Here is a 22,261-nt window from a genome sequence, read left to right on the forward strand (position 1 = left end):
CCCGTTGTCGGGGGGCTCAGAGCCGCGGGGTGCGCCGGTAGGCCTCGATCGCCTCGAACTTGGCGAGGTTGTGCCTGGCGTCGGCCAGCGCGTCGTGCGCGTCGTCGGGGATCGGCGGCAGGTCGGGGCTGCCGTGCGCGGCCCAGTGCTGGCGCAGCTCGTTGGTGAAGCGCGGCATGCCCTTGGGCAGCGCGGTCATGTCACCCCAGAGCTGGCACAGCGCGACGTGGTCGTAGGCCGAGACCCAGGCCCACAGCTCCGGCTGCACGCTGGGGCGGGGCAGGAAGAACTTGAACAGGTCGTCGCGGATCTGTTCCCTGGTGCGATACAGCGGCGATCCCGCGGGCGGCAACTTCGGCAGCACATGTTTGCGCACCCATGGGCCAGCCCGTCCCGCGTCGAATTCGGTGGAGACCGCGTAGTACTCGCGACCGTCCTCGCAGACGACGCCGATCGAGATCAGATCGATCGTGGTGCCGTCCTCGATGAATTCCGAGTCGTAGAAATATCGCAGGGAGATCGCCTCTTCGTGCCGGTGGGCGGCCGTGACCGTCCGGGGAGGACGACGCGGTCCGTGACCCACGATGGGTCGGGAGAAACCCTATGACGATGGTTCGGGCGCGCGACGAACGGGTAGCCGGTACGCCGGATATTCGCCGGGCGGCGAAAGCCGTATTCTGATCTGGTGACCTGGACCGTCGACGTACCCATTGACCGCCTGCCGGAACTGCCGCCGCTGCCCTCGGAGCTGCGTAGCCGACTCGACGCCGCCCTGGCCCGGCCCGCGCTGCAGCAGCCGTCCTGGGACGCCGACGAGGCCGCGACGATGCGCACCGTGCTGGAGAGCGTGCCGCCGATCTGCCTGCCCGCCGAGGTGGAGGAGCTCAAGACCCAGCTCGCCGCCGTCGCGCGCGGCGAGGCCTTCCTCATGCAGGGCGGTGACTGCGCGGAGACCTTCGCCGACAACACCGAGCCGCACATCCGCGGCAACATCCGCACCCTGCTGCAGATGGCCGTCGTGCTCACCTACGGCGCGAGCCTGCCGGTGGTGAAGGTGGCCCGCATCGCCGGGCAGTACGCCAAGCCGCGCTCCTCCGACGTCGACTCCCTCGGCCTGAAGTCCTACCGCGGCGACATGGTCAACTCGCTGGTCGCCGACGAGGCGCTGCGCCGCCACGATCCCTCGCGCCTGGTCCGCGCCTATGCCAACGCCAGCGCCGCGATGAACCTGGTCCGCGCGCTGACCACCGCGGGCATGGCCGACCTGCACCAGGTGCACGACTGGAACCGCGACTTCGTCGCCCAGTCGCCCGCGGGCGCCCGCTACGAGGCACTGGCCGAGGAGATCGACCGCGGTCTGCGCTTCATGACCGCCTGTCAGGTGAACGACCCGAGCCTGAAGTCGGCCCGCATCTACGCCTCGCACGAGGCGCTGGTGCTCGACTACGAGCGCGCGATGCTGCGGCTGAGCGAGTCCGAGACCGGCGAGCCGCTGCTCTACGACCTCTCGGCGCACTTCCTGTGGATCGGCGAGCGCACCCGCCAGCTCGACGGCGCGCACATCGCGCTGGCCGAGCTGCTGGCCAACCCGATCGGCCTCAAGATCGGCCCGACCACCACGCCCGATCAGGCGGTGGAGTACGTCGAGCGGCTCGACCCGCACAACGAGCCAGGCCGGCTCACCCTGGTCGCCCGGATGGGCAACGGCAAGGTGCGCGACGTGCTGCCGCCCATCATCGAGAAGGTGCAGGCCACCGGTCACCAGGTGATCTGGCAGTGCGACCCGATGCACGGCAACACCCACGAGTCGTCCACCGGCTTCAAGACCCGCCACTTCGACCGCATCGTCGACGAGGTGCAGGGCTTCTTCGAGGTGCACCACGCGCTGGGCACCCACCCCGGCGGCCTGCACATCGAGCTGACCGGCGAGAACGTCACCGAGTGCCTCGGCGGCGCGCAGGACATCTCCGACCTCGACCTCGAGGACCGCTACGAGACCGCCTGCGACCCGCGCCTGAACACCCAGCAGTCGCTGGAGCTGTCGTTCCTGGTCGCCGAGATGCTGCGCTGAGTGTCAGGACGAGCCCGGGGCGGTCAGCGATGACCGCGCCCGGGCTTCTCTTTGTCCTTGTCCGGGGCCGGATCCCTTCAAGGCAGGGCGGTGAGCGTCACGACGCTGCCCGCCTCCACATTCGAGTTGAAGCCCGGCACCTGGCCGATCACCAGTGAGCTGTCGGAGTCGGTGATGGACTTGACCTCCACCCGCAGGCCCAGCTGCTGGAGCTTGCTGCGGGCGTTGCCGACGGTCTGACCCATCACATTGGGCACCTTCACCGCGTTCGACACGATCAGCGTCACGCTGTCGCCGGACTGCAGGGTGGTACCGACGGCCGGGTCGGTGCCGATCGCCTTGTCGCCCTCGACGCTCTTGTCGTACTGCACGCGGGTCTCGCGCACGGTCAGCCCGGCGCTGGTCAGGGCCCTGGCCGCCTCCTCGGCGGTCTTGCCGCGCACGTCCGGCACATTGACCGGCTGCGAGCCCTTGCTGCGGTACACCTTCACCTGGGCGCCCATCGGCAGGACGGTGCCCGGGGCGGGCTCCACCTTGGCCACCGAACCCTTCGGCGCGGTGCTGGGCGCTTCGCCGCTGTCGATCGGCTGCAAACCGGCGTCGCGGATCGCCTGGTTGGTGGTGCTGATCTGGTCGCCGGGCTTGATGTCGGGCACGCGCGGCTTGCCGTTGGAGATCAGCACCGCGACGGTGGAGTTCTTGGTGACCCGCGAACCCGCCGACGGATCGGTGCCGACCACCCCGCCCACCGGGATGGTGTCGGAGGACTTGTTGCGCAGCACCGTCTCGAAGCCCGCCTCCTGCAGCACCGCGACGGCGCGCTCGGAGTCCATGCCCGCGATCGGTGGCACGGCGGTGTAGCGGCCCACCCCGAGCCACCAGCCGCCGATGCCGACCAGCAGGGTCAGCGCGGTGACGATCGCCGCCCAGACCACGCCGGTCCGGCGCGAGGTGTTCTCGGTGGACGCGAACGGGTTGTGCTGCGGCGCGGGGGAGTGCGCGGACTGGTAGTCCTCGGGGCGCGGCCGGGGCGCGGTGACCACCCGGGTGTGCTGTGGCTGCGCGTGCGGCATCGGATGCGCGGCAACGGGATTCGGGGTGAGCGGACGCTCGCCGGGGTGGTGCGCGTCGCCGGTGCGGTAGCTCTCGCTGAGGTGCTCGGCCGAATCGCGGGGCGCGGGCACCCGGTACGGCGGCAGGTTCAGCTCCATGGCGATCATCTGCAGCTGCGCGGCCATCTCGTTGGCGTCGGCGTAGCGGCGTTCGGGATCGCGGGCGGTGGCCTTGGCGACCAGCGCGTCGAGTTCCGGCGGCACGCCACCGATGAACTGGCTCGGCGGCGGCACGTCGTTCTCGACCCGCTGATAGGCGACCGAGAGCGAGTTGTCGCCGGTGAACGGCACCCGGCCGGTGAGCAGCTCGAAGATCAGGATGCCGAAGGAGTACACATCGCTGCGGGCGTCGGCGGTGCCGGTGGTGACCTGCTCGGGCGCCAGGTAGGCGGCGGTGCCGAGGATGACGCTGGCCGAGGTGGTGTTGGCGGCGGCGACGGCGCGGACCAGGCCGAAGTCGGCGATCTTCACCTCGCCGGCGTCGGAGATCAGCACGTTCTCCGGCTTGATGTCGCGGTGCACGAGCCCGGCGTCGTGGGCGGTGCCGATGGCGCGCAGCACCGGCTCGGCGACGGCGCGTACCGCGTGCGGCGGCATCGGGCCGCGCTCGCGCAGCAGCTCGCGCAGGGTGCCGCCCTCGACCAGTTCCATGATCAGGAACGGGTACTCGCCGTCGACACCCTGGTCGTACACGGCCACCAGCGAGGGATGCTTGAGCTTGGCCACCGCCCGCGCCTCGAATTCGAAGCGGGTGAGGAACTGGGGGTCGCCGGCGAACTTCGGATCCATCACCTTGATCGCCACCGGACGATCCAGCCGGGTGTCGGTGCCCCGGAACACCATCGACATTCCGCCGCGAGCGATCGGCGCATCGATCCGATAGCGCCCTTCCAGCATCTGGCCGATCAAGTGATGTCCTCCGGCTTTCACAAACTTCGCACCCCTCGCGACACTGCGACAAGCGACCAGGCCACCGTGTGCGGCCCCCACGATCGTAACCGGGTCATGATGGCATGCCAGCCGATGCGGGCGAGGTCGCACGTACTACGGTTGTGCGGGTGAGTGCCTTCCCTTGCAGCGACGATGTGCTGCCCGACACCGAAACCATCGTCTCGCTCCCCGAGGCCGCCGACATACTCGGTGTTCCGGTCACCGCCGTGCACCAGCTGCTGCGTGACCACCAGCTCCTCGCGATCCGCCGCAACGGTGTCGCAGGCATTCCCTCCCGCTTCTTCGACGACAACGACGAGATCGTCCGGATGCTGCCCGGCCTCATCACCGTGATGCGCGACGGCAAGTACACCGACGAGGACATCCTGCGCTGGATCTACACCGAGGACGACTCGCTGCCCGGCCGCCCCGTCGACGCCCTGCACGGTCCGCTGGCCCGCGAGGTCGTCCGCCGCGCCGCCGCCGAGCCCTTCTGATCCCGCGGTCCTAGCGGCGCCCGGTCGCCTGCTCGTGCGCCCGGCGCCAGGCGGACGAGCGCAGCAGCCGCAGGCCGTTGAGGCCGACGATGACGGTCGAGCCCTCGTGCCCGAGGACGCCGAGCGGCAGCGGCAGGTGCCCGATCAGGTCCCACAGGACCAGGACGCCGATGAAGCTTGCCGCGATGGCCAGGTTGGCCAGCACCACCCGGCGTGCGCGCCGCGACAGCGCGATCACGGTGGGGATGGTGGTCAGTTCGTCGCGGACGACGATGGCGTCGGCGGTCCGCACCGTCAGGTCCGAGCCCGCGCCGCCCATCGCGATCCCCACGTGCGCGGCGGCCAGGGCGGGCGCGTCGTTGATCCCGTCACCCACCATGGTCACCCGGGACCCGTCGGCCGCCAGCTCGCGCACCGCCGTGACCTTGTCGTGCGGCAGCAACCCGGCCCGCACCGCCCCGATGCCGAGCTGCCGGGCGAGCCGGTCCGCGGTGGCGTGATTGTCGCCGGTCAGCAGGACCGGCGTGCTGCCGGTGGACGCGGTGAGCGCGGCCACGGCGTCCGCCGCCTCGGGGCGGACCTGATCGGTGAAGCCGAGCACCGCCACCGGTTCGTCGTCGCGCAGCACGACCACCGCCGTGTGGCCACGGGACTGCGTCATCGCGACGATGTCCGCGGCGGTCGACGGTGGCGGCCCGACGGCATCGTGGCCGGCGGGTGTCGCCGCGGCGCGGGGATATCCGTCGGTGAGCACGGCTGGTGAGCTCACGCGCACGAGGCTGCCGTCGACCAGCCCGGACACGCCGCGGCCGGGGAAGGCGGTGAAATCGCGGACGGCCGGGAAGACCAGCCCGCGCTGCCTGGCGGCGCGCACGATCGCCGCGGCCAGCGGATGTTCGCTCGGGTGCTCGACCGCGGCGACCAGGCGCAGGACCTCGTCCTCGGTGACCGCACTGCCCGACAGCGCCTGGATCGCCACCAGCTCCGGGGTGCCGCGGGTGAGGGTGCCGGTCTTGTCGAAGGCGACGACGGTCGTCGCGCCCAGCTGCTCCATCACCACCGCCGACTTCACCAGCACACCGTGGCGGCCCGCGGTGGCGATGGCGGCCAGCAGCGGCGGCATGGTGGCCAGGACGACCGCACACGGCGAGGCCACGATCATGAAGGTCATGGCGCGCAGCAGCGAATCCCGCAGCGCCGCACCGAGGATCAGCGGAACGGTGAACACGGCGAGGGTGGCGACGACCATGCCGATCGAATAGCGCTGCTCGATCTTCTCGATGAACAGCTGGGTCCTGGCCTTGGTGCGGCCCGCCTCCTCGACCAGCGTCGCGATCCGGGCGACCACCGAGTCCGCGGCCCGGCGCTCGACCCGGACCCGCAGCGCGCCGGTGCCGTTGAGCGTCCCGGCGAACACCTCGTCGCCGGTGGCCTTGTCGATCGGCAAGGGTTCGCCGGTGATGGTGGCCTGGTCGACCTCGCTCGCCCCGTCGACGACCCGTCCGTCGGCGGCGATCCGGTCGCCAGGGCGGACCAGGATCACGTCACCGACCGCGAGATCGGCGGCGGCGACGGTCTGTTCGCCGTCGTCGGTGAGCCGGGTCGCGGTCTCGGGAGCGAGGGTGAGCAGCCCGCGGACCGAGTCCTCGGTGCGGGTGGTCGCCAGCGCTTCGAGCGCGCCCGAGGTGGCGAAGATGACGATGAGCAACGCCCCGTCCACGACCTGACCGATCGCCGCCGCCCCGAGCGCGGCCGCCACCATGAGCAGGTCGACGTCGAGGGTCCTGTCCCGCAACGCTTTCAGGCCCTCGAGTCCCGGTTCCCAGCCGCCGACGAGGTAGCAGGCCAGCAGCAGCGCCCACCACAGCCAGGCCGGTCCGCCGGTCAGCTTCGCGGTCAGGCCGAGCGCGAACAGCGCGATCGCCGCGGCCGCCCAGCGCATCTCGGGAATCGCGAACAACCCGGTCCGCGCGGTCGATCCGCGCGCGGCGGTGACAGCGGGACGGGGCGGTGTGGCGGTGGACGAGACCACGGGGGCACCTCCGAGGCGGGGCAACAGGGGACCCGAGAATAACAGATCATATGAAGAGATATTCATGTGATAGGGTCCGCTAAACTCCACGCCATGGGACACGGTGTGGAAAGCGATCGGCCGGTGACCAGGCTGGACGCCGCGGCCGCCGCGCACGTCGCGACCACCCTGCAGGCGCTGGCCACCCCGAGCAGGCTGCTGATCCTGTCCGAGCTACGCCAGGGCCCGCGCCCGGTCACCGAGCTCGCCGAGGCGGTGGGGATGGAACAGTCCGCCGTCTCGCATCAGCTGCGGCTGCTGCGCAACCTGGGCCTGGTCACCGGGACCCGCGCCGGGCGCAGCATCGTCTACAGCCTCTACGACCAGCACGTCGCCCAGCTGCTCGACGAGGCGGTCTACCACAGCGAACACCTGCGCCTCGGTCTCGCCGAACGCCCCGAGATCGCCGGCTGAGCGGCTTCCGACGCGGGCCTGTGCGCGACCGCGCGCACTGGCTCGCGGGCTGCGCTGCATCCGCTGCGGGCCTGTACGCGACCGGGTCACGGTTCGAACGCCCAGGGCTCGGGCCGAGTCGCGCTGTGTGCTTCGGTGCCGTGGGCGTCAGCGTCGGGCGGTGGTGAATCCCTTGGCGGCGACCAGGATTCGGCGATGGTTGGGCACCGTCGCCCGCCGGTCGAACACCTGGAAATCCGCCGCCTCGATGCGGTCGAGGATCTCGGCGTAGAGCACGGCCGCGGTACGGATCGCCGGGCGAACCCGTGGCTCGAGCAAGTCGATGCCGGGCTCGGCGCGCCGGTAGACATCGCGATTGACGGCGATCAGATGGGCCAGTGCCCGGCGCAGCGGCTGATCGACACGACCCCGGGCGCGGCAGGCGCGCAGGTGGGCTTCGTCGACGCCGAACGCGGCCAGTTCCTCGGTCGGCAGGTAGATCCGGTCGCGGTCGAGGTCCTCGGCGACATCGCGCAGGAAGTTGGTGAGCTGGAACGCCTCGCCCAGCGCGGCGGCGGCCGGTTCCGCGTCGGCGACCGGGACGACCGTGCCGAGCACCGGCAGCAGTTGCAGACCGATGGCGGCCGCGGAACCGCGCATGTACTCACGCAACTCGGTCATGGTGGCGTAGCGGGTGCGGTGGCCCGCGGTGCCGGGCACGTCCATGCGCATGGCGTCGAGGAACGTCCAGAAGTGGGTGTGCGCGATGTCGTAGCGGCCGATGGTGTCGGCGGCGGCGGTGAGGATCTGGCGGCGGCGCGGGTCGCCGCTGTCGATGTCGCCGTGTTCGAGGGCGAGGCGGAGCTGCTTCTCCACCAGGTCGAGGTGCTGGGCCGGGCTGATCGTGGCGGGGCCGTCCGGCGCCGCGACGAACGCGCCGTCGCGTGGGTCGAGCACGCGAGCCGGGTCGTCGGCGTGGTCGACGATGTCGTCCACCATGCGGGCGAAGGCGTAGAGCGCGTGCACCGCTCGTCGTCGCGGTGGGGTGAGCAGGGTGGTCGCCAGGTAGTACGTGCGACCGTGCTCGGCGGCGATGCGGCGGCAGCTCGCGTACGCGGCGTCGAGCGAGTCCGCGGTGGCGTCGGGTACGGTGGTCGGCGCGTTCTCGCCGGCCGAGCGGGTGGGACGCGCCGCCGGGTCGGCGGCAGCACCCGGACGCTGACGACTCATGCCCGGACGGTGGGCGCCGGTTCCCTGATGGCCCGGCGGGAACTGGCCGAGCGCAGGTGCAACGGGTCGACGTGACGCAGCGACAGCGCGGCGACGACGGCCGCGAAGGTGGCCAGCGCGACGTGCCAGAAGTTGTACAGCCCGATCGACCCGTCCGGCTGGAACACCAGCATCAGCCAGGTGCACAACCCGACCAGCCACTGCAGCGTCACCGTCGACAGCGCGAAACCGGCGGCCAGCGCCAGCGGCCACGAGTAGTACCAGGGCAGCGCGGCGGGGGAGAGCAGCACGATCGCGACGAACGCGATCACGATGCCGAGCACGGCCTCCCGCTCGGAGTGCCGGAACCGCCACCAGATGGCGACCAGCAGGGCCACCAGGGCGAACTTGCAGAGTTCCCTGGTCACGCTGAGCACCGAGTCCAGCCGCAGCGGGGTCACCCAGGTGACCATGTGCGCCAGGATCGTCGGCAGCGACAGCCAGTTGATGATCTTGTTCGAGCCCTGCAGCGCGGTGACCCAGCCGAACCCGACCCCCGCGATCGCCGAGGCGGCGCCGAATACCAGCGCGAACACGCCGACGCCGATACCGGCGATCTTGGCGAAGACGAACAGTGGGTGCGGCATGTCCGCCGACGGGCGGGCCGCGTCGGGATGCTTCTGGTCCTCGGATACTTCCGGGTCGGTGGCGCCCCGCTCGGCGGCGCGGCGTTCCTTCTCGTGCAGGATCCAGATCCACACCAGGAACGGCAGCGCGACGCCCGCGGTGGCCTTGATCGCGACGCCGATGGCGACCACGACGATGCCTGCCACATGGTGGCGCTCGAGCACCAGCGCGATGCCGGCGCACATCAGCCCGACCATCAGCATCTCGTTGTGCACGCCACCGATCAGGTGCACCAGCACGAGCGGGTTGAGCACCGCCAGCCACAGCGCCACGGTGGGCTTACCGCCCAGGTGCTTGGTCAGGTACGGCACCGCCCACATCATCAGCGCCAGGCCGGGCAGCATGACGATCCGCAGCGCGATGGTGCCCGCGATGACGTTGTCGCCGGTGATCATGGTGAGCACGCGGCCGATGAGCAGGAACATCGGGCCGTACGGCGCGGTCGTGGTGGTCCAGACCGGGCTCACGTTGTCCAGCAGCACACCGGGATTGGCGACGGGACCCACCTGGTAGGGGTCGAAACCGTCGCGCAACAGCGCGCCCTGGGCGAGATAGGAGTAGGCGTCGCGGCTGAACATCGGCGCCGCGAACAGCAGCGGCGTGATCCAGATGCCGACGATGGCCCGCAGCTCGTTCAGCGTGACCTGCGCGCCGTCCTTGCCGAGGGTGTTGCGGCCCAGCCGAACCCACGCCGTGATCATCATCAGCACACCGAGCCAGATGACGATCGTCGAGAGCGCGTAGCCGTGGCCGAACCGCAGCCAGGACAGGTGCAGCGCCTCGAGCAGCGGGTCGCGCTTGCGCACCGCGCCCGCGCCGAAACCGCCGAAGGTGATCATCACCGCGCCGAAGAAGCCCATGACGGCCGCGTGACCTTCGGGACTGCGGACGAAGTCGCCCGCGGTCCGTAGCCGGGACCGGACGCCGGGATCGGTCCCGGTGGGCATGTGGCGCTGCGGCTCGAGGGTGCGCGTGGTGTCCATGGGGCCTACGGTCGTCTCAGGGGGCGGCATGTTCGGTCGGTCCCCCCGGATGGTCGGCGGTCGCAACCGCGAGCTGATAAGTCGGCCGTCAGTTTACGGCTTCACCTTGGAACACTAGCCCGGTGGTCGGTGGCGTTGCGCGTCCGGCTGCCGGTGATTCGTACCGCGGCCAGCTTGCCCGACAGCAACGTGGTGGGTACACCCACCCCCGGAGTGGTGCCGCAACCTGCGAGAACGACGTTGTCCACGCCCCTTGGCAGGTTGCGCGGCCGGAACGGACCGGTCTGGCGGAACAGGTGGGCCACCGAGAACGGTGTGCCCGCGATCATGCCCCGCGCCGCCCAGGTGACCGGGGTGTCGACGTGGTCGATCCGGAAATGCTCGGCGATGCCGGTGTAGCCGCGCCGCTCCAGCTCCGCCAGCAGCTCGCGCAGGTAGGCGGGGGCGAGGCGGTCCCAGTCCAGCGGCGCGGCGTCCAGATTGGGGCACGGCGCGAGCAGCGAGAACGGTTCGTGCCTGCCGTCGGCCCGGTCGACGTAGAGCCCGGGGTCGGTCAGCGCGGGCCTGGTCAGCAGCAGCGACGGGTCGCTCATCACCCGGCCGCGGCCGCGGCGCGCGGAGATCTCGGTGAAGGTCGTGGCCCAGGCGGCGCCGAAATCGATGGTGTGGTGCGCCTGCACCGGCCACCGCGCGGCGACCTCGGCGGGCACGGTGCCGTGCGCGACCACGGCCGACGGTGACGCCCGCAACCCGCGCCGGTACCGCAGACCGAACCGGGGCAGCGACCCGAGATCGGCGGTCAGGACGACGGCGTCACAGGCGACAGCGCGGCCGTCGGCGGTGCGCACCGCCGATGCGCGGCGGCGGCCTGCGCGAGACCGGGGGCGCCCGGTGCTCGAGTCCGGAGAACGTTCGGGCGACGACCCGGCGCCGGTCGTGTAGTCGACGCCGACGACCTCCGCCCCGAGCACGAGATTGCCGCCCGCCGCGGTGAACGCGTCGGCGAGCGCGCTGGTGATGGCGCGCATGCCGCCCTCGGGGAAGTAGACGCCGAGGCAGGTATCCATATTGGGGATCGCGCCGTAGAGCGCCAGCGCCTTGTCCGGCACCGTGCCCGCGTAGAGCGCCTGGAAGGTGAACAGCCGGGCCAGCCGCTCGTCCCGCAGATAGGACCGCACCCGCGGACCCAGCTTGCCGAAGCCGCCGAGGCGGGCGAGCGTGGTCAGCCCGGCCCGCGCGGACCCGCTGCGCACCAGGTCCAGCGGCGAATCGAAGTTCGCGTCCATGAACTCGGCGTATTCGGCGTCGTAGATCCGGCCCAGCCAGGCGCGCAGCCGCCGGTAATTGCGGGCCTCGGCCGGTCCGCAGGTCGCGGCCACCTCGGCGGCCATCGCCTCGGCGTCGTCGAAGACGCGGATGTCGGTGCCGTCGGCGTAGCGCGCGTGATAGGCGGGCGCGAGGCGGTGGATGCGCAGGCCCACGTCTTCCCGTGTCTGCCCGACCGCGGCCAGCGCCTCGTCGATCAGCTCCGGCAGCGTGAGCACGGTGGCCCCGTTGTCGATCTCGTAGTCGCCGAACCGGTAGCGCCCGACCCGGCCGCCCGGATGATCGGCCCGTTCGAGCACGGTCACCTCGCGGCCGGCGCCGCGCAGATGCAGCGCGGCGGCCAGCCCGGCCAGCCCCGCGCCGACCACGACGACATGATTCGTCTGTCCCACAACGCTTCTCATCGCGGGCTCAGGCGGTGCGGCGGGTGGCGGCCAGCGCCATGTCGTGCAGTAACCGCTTGGCCTGCGCGGTGGCGCTGCTCGTGGCCACCGCGCGCAGGCCGGTGTCGGTGAGCTCGGTGATCCGGCGCTCGACCTCGTCGACCGCGCCGAGCTCGGTGAGCAGCGCGCGCAGCCGGTCGACCGCCGCGTCGTCGAGATCGGTGCCGAGGCCGGTGCGGATCAGGGCCGCGGGCTCCGGCTCCGCGCGCCGCAGCGCCTCCGCGATGAGCACGGTGCGCTTGCCCTCGCGCAGGTCGTCGCCGGACGGCTTGCCGGTGACGGCGGGGTCGCCGAACACGCCGAGCAGGTCGTCGCGCAGCTGGAAGGCGATGCCGACGTCGGTGCCGTAGGTGCGCAGCGCCGCCACCAGGGCGTCGTCGGCCCCGGCCAGCGCGGCGCCCAGGTGCAGCGGGCGCTCGATGGTGTACGCGGCGGTCTTGTACCGGTTGATCCGCAGCGCGGCCTCCACCGATTCGTCGCCGCCCGCCTCGCCGTTGATGTCGAGCAGCTGCCCGCCCAGCACCTCGGTGCGCATCCGTGCCCAGACCGGGGCGAACCCGGCCAGCGCGGCGGGGGCGAGCCCGGCCTCGTGCACCAGGTCGTCGGCCCAGGCCAGGGCGAGATCGCCGATCAGGATGGCGACGGCGCGGCCGTACTCGGCGCCGTCGCCGGGCCAGCCCGCCGCGCGATGGCGGTCCTCGAACTCGATGTGCACGGTCGGGTAGCCGCGCCGGGTCTGCGAGGAATCGATGATGTCGTCGTGCACCAGCGCGCACGCCTGCACCAGTTCCAGCGCCGCGCAGGCGGTGAGCACCGCGGCCGCGTCCGGTCCGGCCGGATCGCCGCCCGCGCCGAGCCAGCCGGTCCAGGCGAAGCCCGGCCGGGTGCGCTTACCGCCCCGGATGACGAACTGTTCCAGCGCCAGGGCGGCGTCGACGAAGACCGGCCCGAGCGGCTCGACGATCTCGCGCCGCGAGGCGAAGAAATCGGCAAGCACCTGCTCGACCGCGGCGACGAACGCGGGCGTGCCCGGCGTGAGCGTGGCGAGATCGACCGTCTCCGACGTGTCGGCGACGGACCGGGACAGCGGGGTACCGATTCCGGCGGACAGGGTGGCCTCCAGGTGCGGGAGTGGGCGAGCGGATGGACGCCGATCGCACGCGGCGGCGCGATCACCGGGGTTCTGTCGAAGAATACGCGGGTGGCACGGGGGTGTCGTCGGCGCACAGGGCCGCTGCGACCGACCCCACACCCGGCGTTTCGGCGGCGTCTGCGCAGCGCGCAGGTCGCGTCCAGCAGACTTGACGGTCGCGTGGCCGGTCCGTGCCCGATTTCGGGTGGCCGCGGCCGGTGATTCCCGGTCGGCGCCGCGGTGTCCGGGCGCACCACTACACTGAACCGGTGACATTCGACGATGGACGGGGACGTTCGACCCCTGATCGACCCGCCCGGAAGCAGTCGATCGTCTCGAACACCCCCTCGGTGGTGCAGAGCCTGCGTGCCCACTCGGGCAGCGGCGTGCCCTTCTCCGTGGAGTTCAACCCGCCCCGCGACGCGGCGGGCGAGGCCCGGCTGTGGCGCGCGGTCCGCGAGTTCGAGTGCATGCACCCGGCCTATGTGTCGATGACCTACGGCGCCGGCGGCTCCACCAAGGACCGCACCGTACGGATCACCGGTGAGCTGGCCACCGAGACCACCCTGCTCCCCGTCGCCCACCTCACCGCCGTCGGGCACAGCATCGACGAGCTGCGCGCGCTGGTCGGCTCCTACGCCGACTCCGGCATCCGCAACCTGCTCGTCCTGCGCGGCGACCCGCCGGGCGATCCGCTCGGCGAGTGGCGCAAGCATCCCGAGGGCGTCGAGTACGCCGAGGAACTGGTGCGCATCGTGCGCGACCTGGGCGATTTCCACGTCGGTGTCGCCTCGTTCCCGCAGGGGCACCACCGCTCGCCCGACCTCGACCACGACACCCGGCAGCTGGCCGCGAAACTGCGTGCGGGCGCGGAGTATTCGATCACCCAGATGTTCTTCGACGTCGAGCACTACCTGCGACTGCGCGACCGGGTGGTGGCGATGGACCCGGTCGAGGGCGCCAAGCCGATCATCCCCGAGCTGATGCCGATCACCTCGCTGCGCACCGTGCAGCGTGCCGAGGAGCTGTGCGGCCGCCCGCTCGAGCCGTCGGTGCTGGCCCGGCTGACCCGCGCCGCGGGCACCGGCCCGGAGGAGGACAAGGCGGCCGTGCGCGCCGAGGGCATCCAGATCGCCACCGAGATGGCCCAGCGCCTGATCGACGAGGGCGCCCCCTGCCTGCACTTCATCACCCTGAACTTCGCGAAGGCGACCAGCGAGGTCCTCACCAACCTCGGCTACGGCGTGACGGCGGCCCCGCTCAGCGCGTGAGCGTCAGCTCGGTCCACACCCGCTCCCAGTTCCTGGTCATCGCCGGATAGACGATCAGGTACCGGAACGGCTTGATGAACGCCATGTAGGCGCGCCCGAACCATCCGTTCGGTTTCACCAGCACCGCCATCTGCAGGTGGTAGCCGGGCCCGTCGTCGTCGGGCACCCACCCCAGGTGCATCACCCCGTGCATGGTGCCGTTGGCGATCTCGGCGGCGTATTCGTCGTCGAGGACGTACACGCTGGTGAACGGGCTGTCCGTGTCATCGGGCACCGGCGTGTCCCGCAGGTCGGCGGGCAGCCGATCCCGCAGCGACGGCACCCGCCTACCCGTTCCGGCCGACTCCCGATCCCACCCGAACACCTCACCCAGCTTCCAGCGGATCGTGAACAACACCCCGGTGACGCCGGACGACTCGGACGCCCGCTCCGCCTGCAACGCCGCGAGCAAAACGGGAAAATCCCCGGCCTGCCCACCCGGCGTCCGAAACCGCCACACATCCTCGACCTCGAAATCCGGGGCGATCTCGTGAACGCGCCACCCTCGCCCCGTGTGCGCCACAGCCGGAACTCGCATGAGAACCCTCTCTCCGTACGGATGCGTATGGAAAGAGCGTACCCCTGTTGTACGCCTGCGTATAGATCCGATCCGGGCAGCGACGGCACGGCGTACCCAACTCGTCGAACATCGCTGTCGCATAAAAGAATTCGCTGCGAAGGACGAACGCGCGCGGATGTACCATGACCTGGTCGATGAGGTGTTGTCCGAGGCGGCCAGCCGACGGTTGGAGGAATTGATGACGATGACCTACGAATACCAGGGCCGAATCGCCCGCAAGTACGTCGAGCAGGGCCGCGAAGAAGCTACCGCGGCCAGCATCCTCACCGTTCTCGGTGCGCGTCGACTCGTTGTCTCCGACGAGCAGCGGGCTCGTATCGAGAGTTGCCGAGACATGAACCAACTCGAGACCTGGCTGAAGCGCGCGATCGATGCCGCCATGACCGCCGACATCTTCGACTGATTCGACCCACTTCGTGAGACACCGAGGGGCGGGGTCGCGGTAGGTCGCGGCCCCGCCCCTCGAATTGCTCAGGCCGCGCGGGCGGGGCGGAGGCCCCAGGCGTCGGCCAGGAGGCGGTGGGACTCCAGGCGGTCGTGGTGGTGGTGGGTGATGGTGGTGACCAGGAGTTCGGTGGCGTCGGTGAGGGTGGCGAGGGCCTGGAGGCGTTCGGTGACGTTGTCGGGGGTGCCGACGATCTGGGCGGCCAGGCGGTCCTCGACGAGGCGGAGCTGGTCGGGGGTGAGCGGGGCGGCGGTGTCGGGGTCGAGGTATTCGCTCGCGCCGGAACCGCTGCGGATGCTGTGCACCCAGTGGCCGTAGGTGCTCGCGTGGTGGCGGGCGGTGGCCTCGTCGGCGGCGACGACCACGTCGGCCGAGACGATCACGTGCGGTTCGGCGAGGGTGGCCGAGGGCCGGAAGGCCGCCCGGTACGCCTCGACCGCGTCCAGCGCGGTACCGGGGGCCACGTGGTAGGCCGCTGCGAACGGCAGCCCGAGGCGACCCGCCAGTTCGGCGCTCTCCCCGGCCGTGCTGCCGAACAACCACAGCTCCACCTCGGCGCCCTCACCCGGAACGGCGTGCAGCGCAACATCATTGGAGCCGACATAGCTGCCGGCCAGCAGCGCGCGCACCTCGCCGACCTGCTCGGGAAACGCCTGCGCCTCCGCACCCGGCTGTTGCAGCGCCGCGAGCGAGGCGATGAACTTGGACCGGTCGGTGATCCCGCGCGGATCGAACGGCGGCGGCACCACCACCCCGTCGCGGATCTCGGTGCGCCCGACGAGGGCGTCGAGCACCGGCCGACTGCCCTTGGTGGTCGAGACCTCGGCACCGAACTGGCTGCGCCGGTGCCCGGACCGGCCGAGGCCCAGATCCAGCCGGCCCGGGGCCACCGCGTCGACGGTGCCGAACGCCTCGACGATCGAGGCGGAGGTGTGGTGGCCCACCTGCACCGCGCCGGTGCCGACCCGGATGCGCGAGGTGGCGGCGGCGACGAGGCCGAGCAGGGTCAGCGACGACGAACTGGCCACCGACACGAAGTGGTGCTCGGCCAGCCAATACCGGTGGTAGCCCCACTGTTCGGCCCGCCGGGCCAGATCGAGGGTGTTGCGCACGGCCTGCGCGGCGGAGGACCCGGCGCTGATCGGCGAGAGGTCGAGGATCGATAGCGGAACGGTCACAGCGCCGGATCCTGTTCTCCCGCTTCGATCGCCACCCGCAGCCGGTTCTCGGCCGGCGCGACCGGGCAGGTCGCGTAGGCGGTGAAGGCGCACGGCAGGTTGACCGCCCGGTTGAAGTCCAGCGTCACGGTGCCGTCGGCCTCGACCGCCCCGATCGCCAGCGACCGCGCCGCCGGGTAGGTGGTGACGCCGCTGGTGGCGTCGGTGAACAGCACCTTCAGATCCCCGGGCGTGCCGAAGGCGACGAGCGTTTCGGTGGTCTCGCCGATCCGGAATTCGACGGTGCCCGCGGCACTGTGGTGGTGCTCGAGCCCGTCGACGACCGCGCCGGTGGTGACGGTGCGCGCGGTGTCGAACGCGGTGAACCGTCCGGTGACGACCCAGCGCGGATCGGCGGCGTAGGCGGGGACCCCGGTGAACGCGGCCAGCGTCGGCGCGGCCGGGTCGTGCACCCGCACCGCGAACTGCCCGGAGCGGCGGATCACCTCGAAGACCCGCTCCTCGTTGAACACGCTCAGCCCGGGCGCGCCCTCGGCGGGGACCAGGATCTGCACGCCGCCGATCCGCTCACCGTCGACATCGAGCCGGTCGGCGGGCTGGGCGGTGATGAACACCTTCTCGTCGGTCACCCACCAGGTGCCGGGCAGGCCGTCGATGCGGGCGGGGCTGTCGGTGAGCCAGTGCAGACCGGCCAGGCTGAGCCAGCCCAGCGGGTCGCGCAGGCCGTCCTCGCGGGCATCGTGCCAACGGTGCCAGTCGTCGGTGAACGTGGTTGCGGTGCTGGTGGTATCGACGGTGATCGTCATGACGCGCGTGCTCCTTCGGCGACGGTGGGGTGATGGGGATGACGCAGACCGAGGTGGTCGCGCAGCGTGGTGCCCTGGTATTCGGTGCGGAAACTGCCGCGTTCCTGCAGTTCCGGCACCACCCGGTCGACGAATTCGTCGAGTCCGGCGGGCGTGAGGTGCGGGACGAGGATGAAGCCGTCGGCCGCGTCGGACTGCACGTAGTGGTCGATCTGCTCGGCGACCTGGACCGGGGTGCCGATGAACTGCTGCCGCGTGGTGACCTCGATGATCAGTTCGCGGATGCTCAGGTTCCCGGCCTCGGCCTGCGCGCGCCATGCCTTCGCCACGGCCAGTGGATCTTTCGCGTGCCGCACCCGGCCGCGGGTGATCTCGGTCGTCGTGTCGGGCTCGAGGTCGGGCAGCGGGCCGTCGGGGTCGTAGCCGGAAAGGTCACGGCCCCACACCTGTTCGAGGAAGGCGAGGGCGGTCTGCGGGCTCACCTGCTGGTAACGGATGTGCCTGGCCCGCTCGTGCGCCTCGGCCTCGGTGTCGCCGAGCACGAACGTCGCCGCCGGGAAGACCAGCAGTTCGTCGTGGAAGCGGCCGTATTTCGCCAGCCTGCCCTTGATGTCGGCGTAGAACGCCTGCCCGGCCTCGAGCGTGCCGTGCACGGTGAAGATCGCGTCGGCGGCCTCGGCGCCGAACTCGCGGCCCTCGTCGGAATCGCCTGCCTGCAACAGCACCGGATGCCCCTGCGGGCTCGGCGGCAGCACGAACGGCGCCTCGAGGTCGAACTGGCTGCTGCGCACGGCCGTGGCGGGCACGTCGTCGGCGAAGACGCCACGCTCCCGGTCGATCACGAGCGCGTCGGCGGGCCAGCTGTCCCACAGCGTCTTGGTCGCCGCTACCACCTCGGCGGCGCGGCGGTAGCGGTCGCTGTGCTCCAGATAGCCGCCGCGCCGGAAGTTCTCGCCGGTGAACGCGTCGGAGGAGGTGACGACGTTCCAGGCGGCGCGTCCGCCGGAGAGGTGATCGAGCGAGGCGAACTGCTTGGCCAGCTCGAAGGGTTCGTTGTAGGTGCTGTTGATGGTGCCGGCCAGCCCGAGCTTCTCGGTGACCGCGGCGACCGCGTTGAGCACGGTCAGCGTGTCCGGCCTGCCGACCACGTCGAGATCGTGGATGCGGCCGCGGTGTTCGCGCAGCCGCAGGCCCTCGGCGAGGAAGAAGAAGTCGAACAGACCTCGCTCGGCGGTGCGGGCCAGGTGCTCGAAGGACGCGAAATCGACCTGCGACCTCGACGCCGGATCGGCCCAGACGGTGGTGTTGTTGACGCCGGGGAAGTGCGCGGCGAGGTGGACTTGCTTGCGTGGCTTCGTGCTCACAGCGCGGCTCCCTGCGTGCTCTCGGCGTAACGGCTGGTCGGGCGGGGGAGTCCGAGACGGTCGCGTAGTGTGCCCGTGCCCGTGCCCGTGCCCGTGCCCGTGCCCGTGCCCGTGCCAGGGCGGGGCGTGAGCGCGGCGAGGGTGGCGGGCAGCGCCAGCGGCCGCAGCACCACACCGTCGGCGATGGCCGATCCGCCGATCTCGTCGAGCAGGTCGTCGAGTTCGGCCGCGGTGCCGATCTGGGTGAGCCCGGGATCGTCGATCGTCCGCCCCAGCCATTGATCCAGCTCGCGGACCTCCGCCCTGGCCCGCTCGGCCGATTCGGCCAGGTGCACGGTGAGATCGAGCAGGACCCGGACGGTCTCGGGATCGCGGCCCGCCGCGGCGAGGGCGGCGCGCAGCGTGATGCGGTGGGCGGCGGCGGTGGCCAGGTCGGGGGCGCTGATCCGGAGGAGATCGGCGCGGCGCACGGCGATGTCGACGGCCTCTGCGTCGTCGGCGCGCACGGTCACGATCGGCTGGCCCTGGGGCGAGCGCGGCGTGATCGACGGGCCCTTGACCGAGAAGTGGTCACCGGCGAAGTCGATGTAGTGCAGGCGATCCCGGTCGATGAACCGGCCGGTGGGGACGTCGCGGATCTCGGCGTCGTCCTCCCAGCTGTCCCACAGCCGGGTCACCACCTCGACCGCGTCGTCGGCCTCGTGCCACAGGTCGGCCGCGTCCTGGACCAGCTTGCGGCCGAACGCCTTCGCCTCGGTGGCGGTGGTCGAGACACCGACTTCCCAGCCGGCCCGGCCCAGGCTCGCGAAATCGAGCGCGGCGATCGCCTTGGACACGTGGAACGGTTCGGTGTGGGTGACCGGCGCCTGCGGGATCAGCCCGATCCGGTGGGTGCGTGGCGCGACGCGGGCGGCGATCGCGACGGCGTCGAGCCTGCCGCGGGTCACCGCGGTGCCGCCGTCCTGCAGGCCGAACGCGTCGGGCAGGAACACGGCGTCGGCGCCGAGCTGTTCGGCACGCGTCACCACCTCGATCCAGTAGCCCGCCGTGAACAGGTCCTCGGCACGCGAGTCCGCGCGTCGCCAGGACGCGGGATGCGTTCCGGTGCCCGCGGTCTCGATGCCGAGGAACAGGGCGTTCTCGCTCATCGGGTGAGGTCCTTTCCGTCGAGAGGGTCGATCCGGACGCCCGGCGTGGGGATCGCGGCGAGCAGTTCGCGCGTGTAGTCGTGCCGCGGATCGGTGAACAAGGTGGCGGTCGGGCCCGTCTCGACGATGCGACCGTGCCGCATCACCGCCACCCGATCGCTGATCTGCCGGACGACGGCCAGATCGTGGGAGATGAACAGATAGCCGAGCGCGAGCTCTTGCTGCAGCCCGTCGAGCAGATCGAGGATCTGCGCCTGCACCGAGGCGTCCAGCGCCGAGACCGGCTCGTCGAGCACCAGCAGGTCCGGCCGCAGCGCCAGCGCGCGGGCGATGGCGACGCGCTGGCGCTGCCCACCGGACAGTTCGGCGGGCCTGCGCGCGGTGAACTCGCCGGACAGCGCGACCTGGTCGAGCAGTTCGCCCACCCGGCGGGCTCGCGCGGCGCGGTCGCCGACGCCGTAGGCGTGCAGCGGTTCGGCGATGATGTCGCCGACCTGCCAGCGCGGATCCAGCGACGAGTACGGGTTCTGGTACACCACCTGGAAGCGCCTGCGCAGCTCGCGCAGCCTGCGCCTGCGCGCGCTGGTGAGGTCGTGCCCGTCGACGGTCACCGTGCCGCTGTCGGGTTCGGTCAGCCGCAGCGCGATCCGCGCGGTGGTGGACTTGCCCGAGCCGGATTCGCCCACCAGGGCGAGCGTTTCGCCCCGGTCGAGGGTGAACTCGACATCGTCGACCGCGGTGACATCGGCCGCGTGGAACCGCTTGTGCAGGGCCCGCACCGACAGCAGCGGCGAGTCGGCCCTGGTGCGCGGCGGCCGGAATCCGGCGGGCGCGAGCGCGGGGGAGGCGGCCAGCAACCGGCGCGTGTACGGGTGCTGCGGATGGGTGAGAACCTGTGCGGCCGGGCCGGATTCGACCACCTCGCCGCGTTCGAGCACCACCAGTCGATCGGCCCGCTCGGCGGCGACGGCCAGATCGTGGGTGATCAGCAGCACGGCCGTGCCGCGGGCGGCGATCCGTTCGGCCAGCCGATCCAGCACCTGCCGGGCCACCGTCGCGTCCAGCGCGCTGGTGGGTTCGTCGGCGATGATCAGCTCCGGCCCGCAGGCCAGCGCGATGGCGATCAGCACCCGCTGCCGCTGTCCGCCGGACAGTTCGTGCGGGTACTGCCGGGCGCGCAGCTCGGGGCGGTCGAGGCCGACTTCCGTGAGCAGGTCCAGGGCCTGTAACCGGGCTCCGCGCCGATCGGCCAGCCGATGCACCAGCAGGGCCTCGGCCACCTGATCACCTACGCGCAGGACCGGATTCAGCGAGAGGCCTGGGTCCTGGGGCACCAGTCCGACCCGGGCGCCGCGCAGGCGTCGCAGGGCCTTCTCGTCGGTCGGGTCGACCTGTTCGCCGGCGAATTCGATCCCGCCGGAGACGACGCGTGCCGACTCGCCGAGCAGGCCGATCACCGCGTGCGCCAAGGTGGACTTGCCCGAGCCGGATTCCCCGACCAGGGCGACTACCTCCCCGCGCCCGACCTCGATCGAGGCGCCGCGCAGGGCGTCGACGGGACCGGAACTAGCGCGGTAGGTGATGCGCAACTCGTCGACCCGCAGCAGCGGGCCGGTCGGCGTCGCGGAAACGTCTGCGTCCGTTGGGGTGTGCGTGGCCGCCGATTCGCTCATCGGGTCTCCGCCTTTCCGACGTATCGGCCGAGGCGCTGTGCCGAGAGCACGACCGCGACGATGACCAGACCCGGCAGCGTCGTCAGCCACCACGCCGAGGCGAGGAAGTTGCGACCCTCCGAGATCAGCGAACCCCATTCGGGGGTGGGCGGTTTGGTGCCGTAGCCGAGGAAGCTCAGCGAGGACACCGCCAGCACGGCCATGCCGAACTCCACGGCGGCCAGCGCCAGCACCGGCTGGAACGCATTGGGCAGCACGTGCTTGGCGAGCACCGCGTACCAGCGCACCCCGGACGCGTGCGCCGCCTCCACATACGGCGCGTGCCGCACCCGCAGCACCTCCGAACGCATCACCCTGGCGAAGTTCGCGATGAGCGAGATGCCGACGGCCAGCGCGACATTGCGGGTGCCGAAGCCCAGCGCGGTCACCAGCGCCAGGGACAGCAGCAGCGCGGGGATCGAGAGCAGCACGTCGACGACCCGCATGATCGCGGTGTCGACGATCCCGCCCGCCGCGCCGGAGAGCAGCCCCAGCAGCGAGCCGACCACCAGGGCGATGCCGACGGCGGTCAGGGTCGCGGTGAGCGAGAGCCCGGCGCCGTGCACCATCCGGGTGTAGAGGTCGCGGCCGAGATTGTCGGTGCCGAACCAGTGCGCCGCGCTGGGCGCCTGGAACTTCTCGGCGGGCACGCCGGTCAGCGGGTCGCCGGGCGCGAACACCGACGGCGCCACCGCCCAGCCGATCGCGACGGCGAGCACGAGGCCCGAGACGAGCAGGCCCAGATGCCCTCGGACCCAGCGCGCGACCTCGGCGGCCCGGTGGGTCCGCGCGGTGCTGTCGTCGGCCGTGCCGGGCCGTTCGGCGACCGAGCCACGGCGCACGAGGATGTCAACCATGGGTGTT

Annotated in this window: 19 protein-coding genes; 5 read left to right on the forward strand and 14 right to left on the reverse strand. The window is 71.5% G+C overall.

Going from position 1 to position 22,261, the window contains the following annotated elements:
* Positions 1–16: 16 nt before the first annotated feature.
* The gene (locus ACFVW6_RS31510; RefSeq protein ID WP_357349469.1) at positions 17–514 is read right to left on the reverse strand and encodes a polyadenylate-specific 3'-exoribonuclease AS; all 498 of its coding nucleotides are present in this window, start codon (positions 512–514) and stop codon (positions 17–19) included.
* 171 nt (positions 515–685) lie between these two features.
* On the opposite strand from ACFVW6_RS31510, the gene ACFVW6_RS31515 reads away from it, so the two are divergent.
* Positions 686–2,071 carry a class II 3-deoxy-7-phosphoheptulonate synthase gene (locus ACFVW6_RS31515; RefSeq protein ID WP_355280124.1) on the forward strand — a complete coding sequence of 462 codons (1,386 nt, stop codon included), beginning with the start codon at positions 686–688 and terminating at the stop codon, positions 2,069–2,071.
* Positions 2,072–2,148: 77 nt separating this feature from the next.
* On the opposite strand, the gene pknB is transcribed toward ACFVW6_RS31515, so the two are convergent.
* Entirely contained in the window at positions 2,149–4,113 is a 1,965-nt protein-coding gene (gene pknB, locus ACFVW6_RS31520; protein WP_378833277.1) for a Stk1 family PASTA domain-containing Ser/Thr kinase, read from the reverse strand.
* Between the two features lie 128 nt (positions 4,114–4,241).
* On the opposite strand from pknB, the gene ACFVW6_RS31525 reads away from it, so the two are divergent.
* Positions 4,242–4,610, forward strand: coding sequence for an Rv2175c family DNA-binding protein (locus ACFVW6_RS31525; protein ID WP_357349245.1), 369 nt, complete (start codon positions 4,242–4,244; stop codon positions 4,608–4,610).
* Between the two features lie 10 nt (positions 4,611–4,620).
* On the opposite strand, the gene ACFVW6_RS31530 is transcribed toward ACFVW6_RS31525, so the two are convergent.
* The gene (locus ACFVW6_RS31530) at positions 4,621–6,552 is read right to left on the reverse strand and encodes a heavy metal translocating P-type ATPase (RefSeq protein ID WP_378833501.1); all 1,932 of its coding nucleotides are present in this window, start codon (positions 6,550–6,552) and stop codon (positions 4,621–4,623) included.
* A gap of 183 nt (positions 6,553–6,735) precedes the next feature.
* Here ACFVW6_RS31530 and ACFVW6_RS31535 point away from each other — a divergent pair, with 183 nt between their 5' ends.
* Positions 6,736–7,095: a metalloregulator ArsR/SmtB family transcription factor gene (locus ACFVW6_RS31535; RefSeq protein WP_355280132.1), complete on the forward strand. Its 360-nt coding sequence runs from the start codon at positions 6,736–6,738 to the stop codon at positions 7,093–7,095.
* Between the two features lie 147 nt (positions 7,096–7,242).
* Here ACFVW6_RS31535 and ACFVW6_RS31540 read toward each other — a convergent pair whose 3' ends face one another.
* From ACFVW6_RS31540 to ACFVW6_RS31555, 4 genes are all read right to left on the reverse strand, one after another.
* Positions 7,243–8,304, reverse strand: a complete 1,062-nt coding sequence (locus tag ACFVW6_RS31540; protein WP_378833274.1) for a phytoene/squalene synthase family protein — start codon at positions 8,302–8,304, stop codon at positions 7,243–7,245.
* Positions 8,301–9,953, reverse strand: coding sequence for an alpha-(1->6)-mannopyranosyltransferase A (locus tag ACFVW6_RS31545; protein ID WP_378833272.1), 1,653 nt, complete (start codon positions 9,951–9,953; stop codon positions 8,301–8,303). Before ACFVW6_RS31545 ends, ACFVW6_RS31540 begins: the two co-directional genes overlap by 4 nt.
* A 101-nt stretch (positions 9,954–10,054) precedes the next feature.
* A complete protein-coding gene (gene crtI / locus ACFVW6_RS31550; protein ID WP_378833270.1) occupies positions 10,055–11,683 on the reverse strand; it encodes a phytoene desaturase family protein in 1,629 nt (542 codons plus the stop codon).
* Between the two features lie 7 nt (positions 11,684–11,690).
* Entirely contained in the window at positions 11,691–12,845 is a 1,155-nt protein-coding gene (locus tag ACFVW6_RS31555) for a polyprenyl synthetase family protein (protein ID WP_378833498.1), read from the reverse strand.
* Positions 12,846–13,123: 278 nt separating this feature from the next.
* Between ACFVW6_RS31555 and ACFVW6_RS31560 the strand changes: the two genes are divergently transcribed.
* Entirely contained in the window at positions 13,124–14,125 is a 1,002-nt protein-coding gene (locus ACFVW6_RS31560; protein ID WP_378833268.1) for a methylenetetrahydrofolate reductase, read from the forward strand.
* Here the strand turns inward: ACFVW6_RS31560 and ACFVW6_RS31565 are convergent.
* Positions 14,115–14,702: a DUF2867 domain-containing protein gene (locus tag ACFVW6_RS31565; protein ID WP_378833266.1), complete on the reverse strand. Its 588-nt coding sequence runs from the start codon at positions 14,700–14,702 to the stop codon at positions 14,115–14,117. The genes ACFVW6_RS31560 and ACFVW6_RS31565 overlap by 11 nt on opposite strands.
* Between ACFVW6_RS31565 and ACFVW6_RS31570 the strand changes: the two genes are divergently transcribed.
* Entirely contained in the window at positions 14,701–15,147 is a 447-nt protein-coding gene (locus ACFVW6_RS31570; RefSeq protein WP_378833264.1) for a hypothetical protein, read from the forward strand. The genes ACFVW6_RS31565 and ACFVW6_RS31570 overlap by 2 nt on opposite strands.
* A 68-nt stretch (positions 15,148–15,215) precedes the next feature.
* Here ACFVW6_RS31570 and ACFVW6_RS31575 read toward each other — a convergent pair whose 3' ends face one another.
* Genes ACFVW6_RS31575 through ACFVW6_RS31600 form a run of 6 tightly spaced genes read right to left on the reverse strand, consistent with a single transcriptional unit; the run spans position 15,216 to position 22,254 of the window.
* Complete coding sequence (locus ACFVW6_RS31575) at positions 15,216–16,367, reverse strand: LLM class flavin-dependent oxidoreductase (RefSeq protein WP_378833262.1); 1,152 nt, start codon at positions 16,365–16,367, stop codon at positions 15,216–15,218.
* Entirely contained in the window at positions 16,364–17,173 is an 810-nt protein-coding gene (locus tag ACFVW6_RS31580) for a DUF1684 domain-containing protein (RefSeq protein ID WP_378833260.1), read from the reverse strand. The genes ACFVW6_RS31575 and ACFVW6_RS31580 overlap by 4 nt, the downstream gene beginning before the upstream one ends.
* Complete coding sequence (locus ACFVW6_RS31585) at positions 17,170–18,537, reverse strand: NtaA/DmoA family FMN-dependent monooxygenase (RefSeq protein ID WP_378833258.1); 1,368 nt, start codon at positions 18,535–18,537, stop codon at positions 17,170–17,172. The genes ACFVW6_RS31580 and ACFVW6_RS31585 overlap by 4 nt, the downstream gene beginning before the upstream one ends.
* The gene (locus ACFVW6_RS31590; protein WP_378833256.1) at positions 18,534–19,685 is read right to left on the reverse strand and encodes an LLM class flavin-dependent oxidoreductase; all 1,152 of its coding nucleotides are present in this window, start codon (positions 19,683–19,685) and stop codon (positions 18,534–18,536) included. The genes ACFVW6_RS31585 and ACFVW6_RS31590 overlap by 4 nt, the downstream gene beginning before the upstream one ends.
* On the reverse strand, positions 19,682–21,358 hold the full coding sequence (locus ACFVW6_RS31595; protein WP_378833252.1) for a dipeptide ABC transporter ATP-binding protein: 1,677 nt from the start codon (positions 21,356–21,358) through the stop codon (positions 19,682–19,684). The genes ACFVW6_RS31590 and ACFVW6_RS31595 overlap by 4 nt, the downstream gene beginning before the upstream one ends.
* Positions 21,355–22,254 carry an ABC transporter permease gene (locus ACFVW6_RS31600; protein WP_378833250.1) on the reverse strand — a complete coding sequence of 300 codons (900 nt, stop codon included), beginning with the start codon at positions 22,252–22,254 and terminating at the stop codon, positions 21,355–21,357. Before ACFVW6_RS31600 ends, ACFVW6_RS31595 begins: the two co-directional genes overlap by 4 nt.
* Positions 22,255–22,261: the final 7 nt, after the last annotated feature.

It is taken from the genome of Nocardia sp. NPDC058244 (genome assembly GCF_042882065.1).
Taxonomy (GTDB): domain Bacteria; phylum Actinomycetota; class Actinomycetes; order Mycobacteriales; family Mycobacteriaceae; genus Nocardia.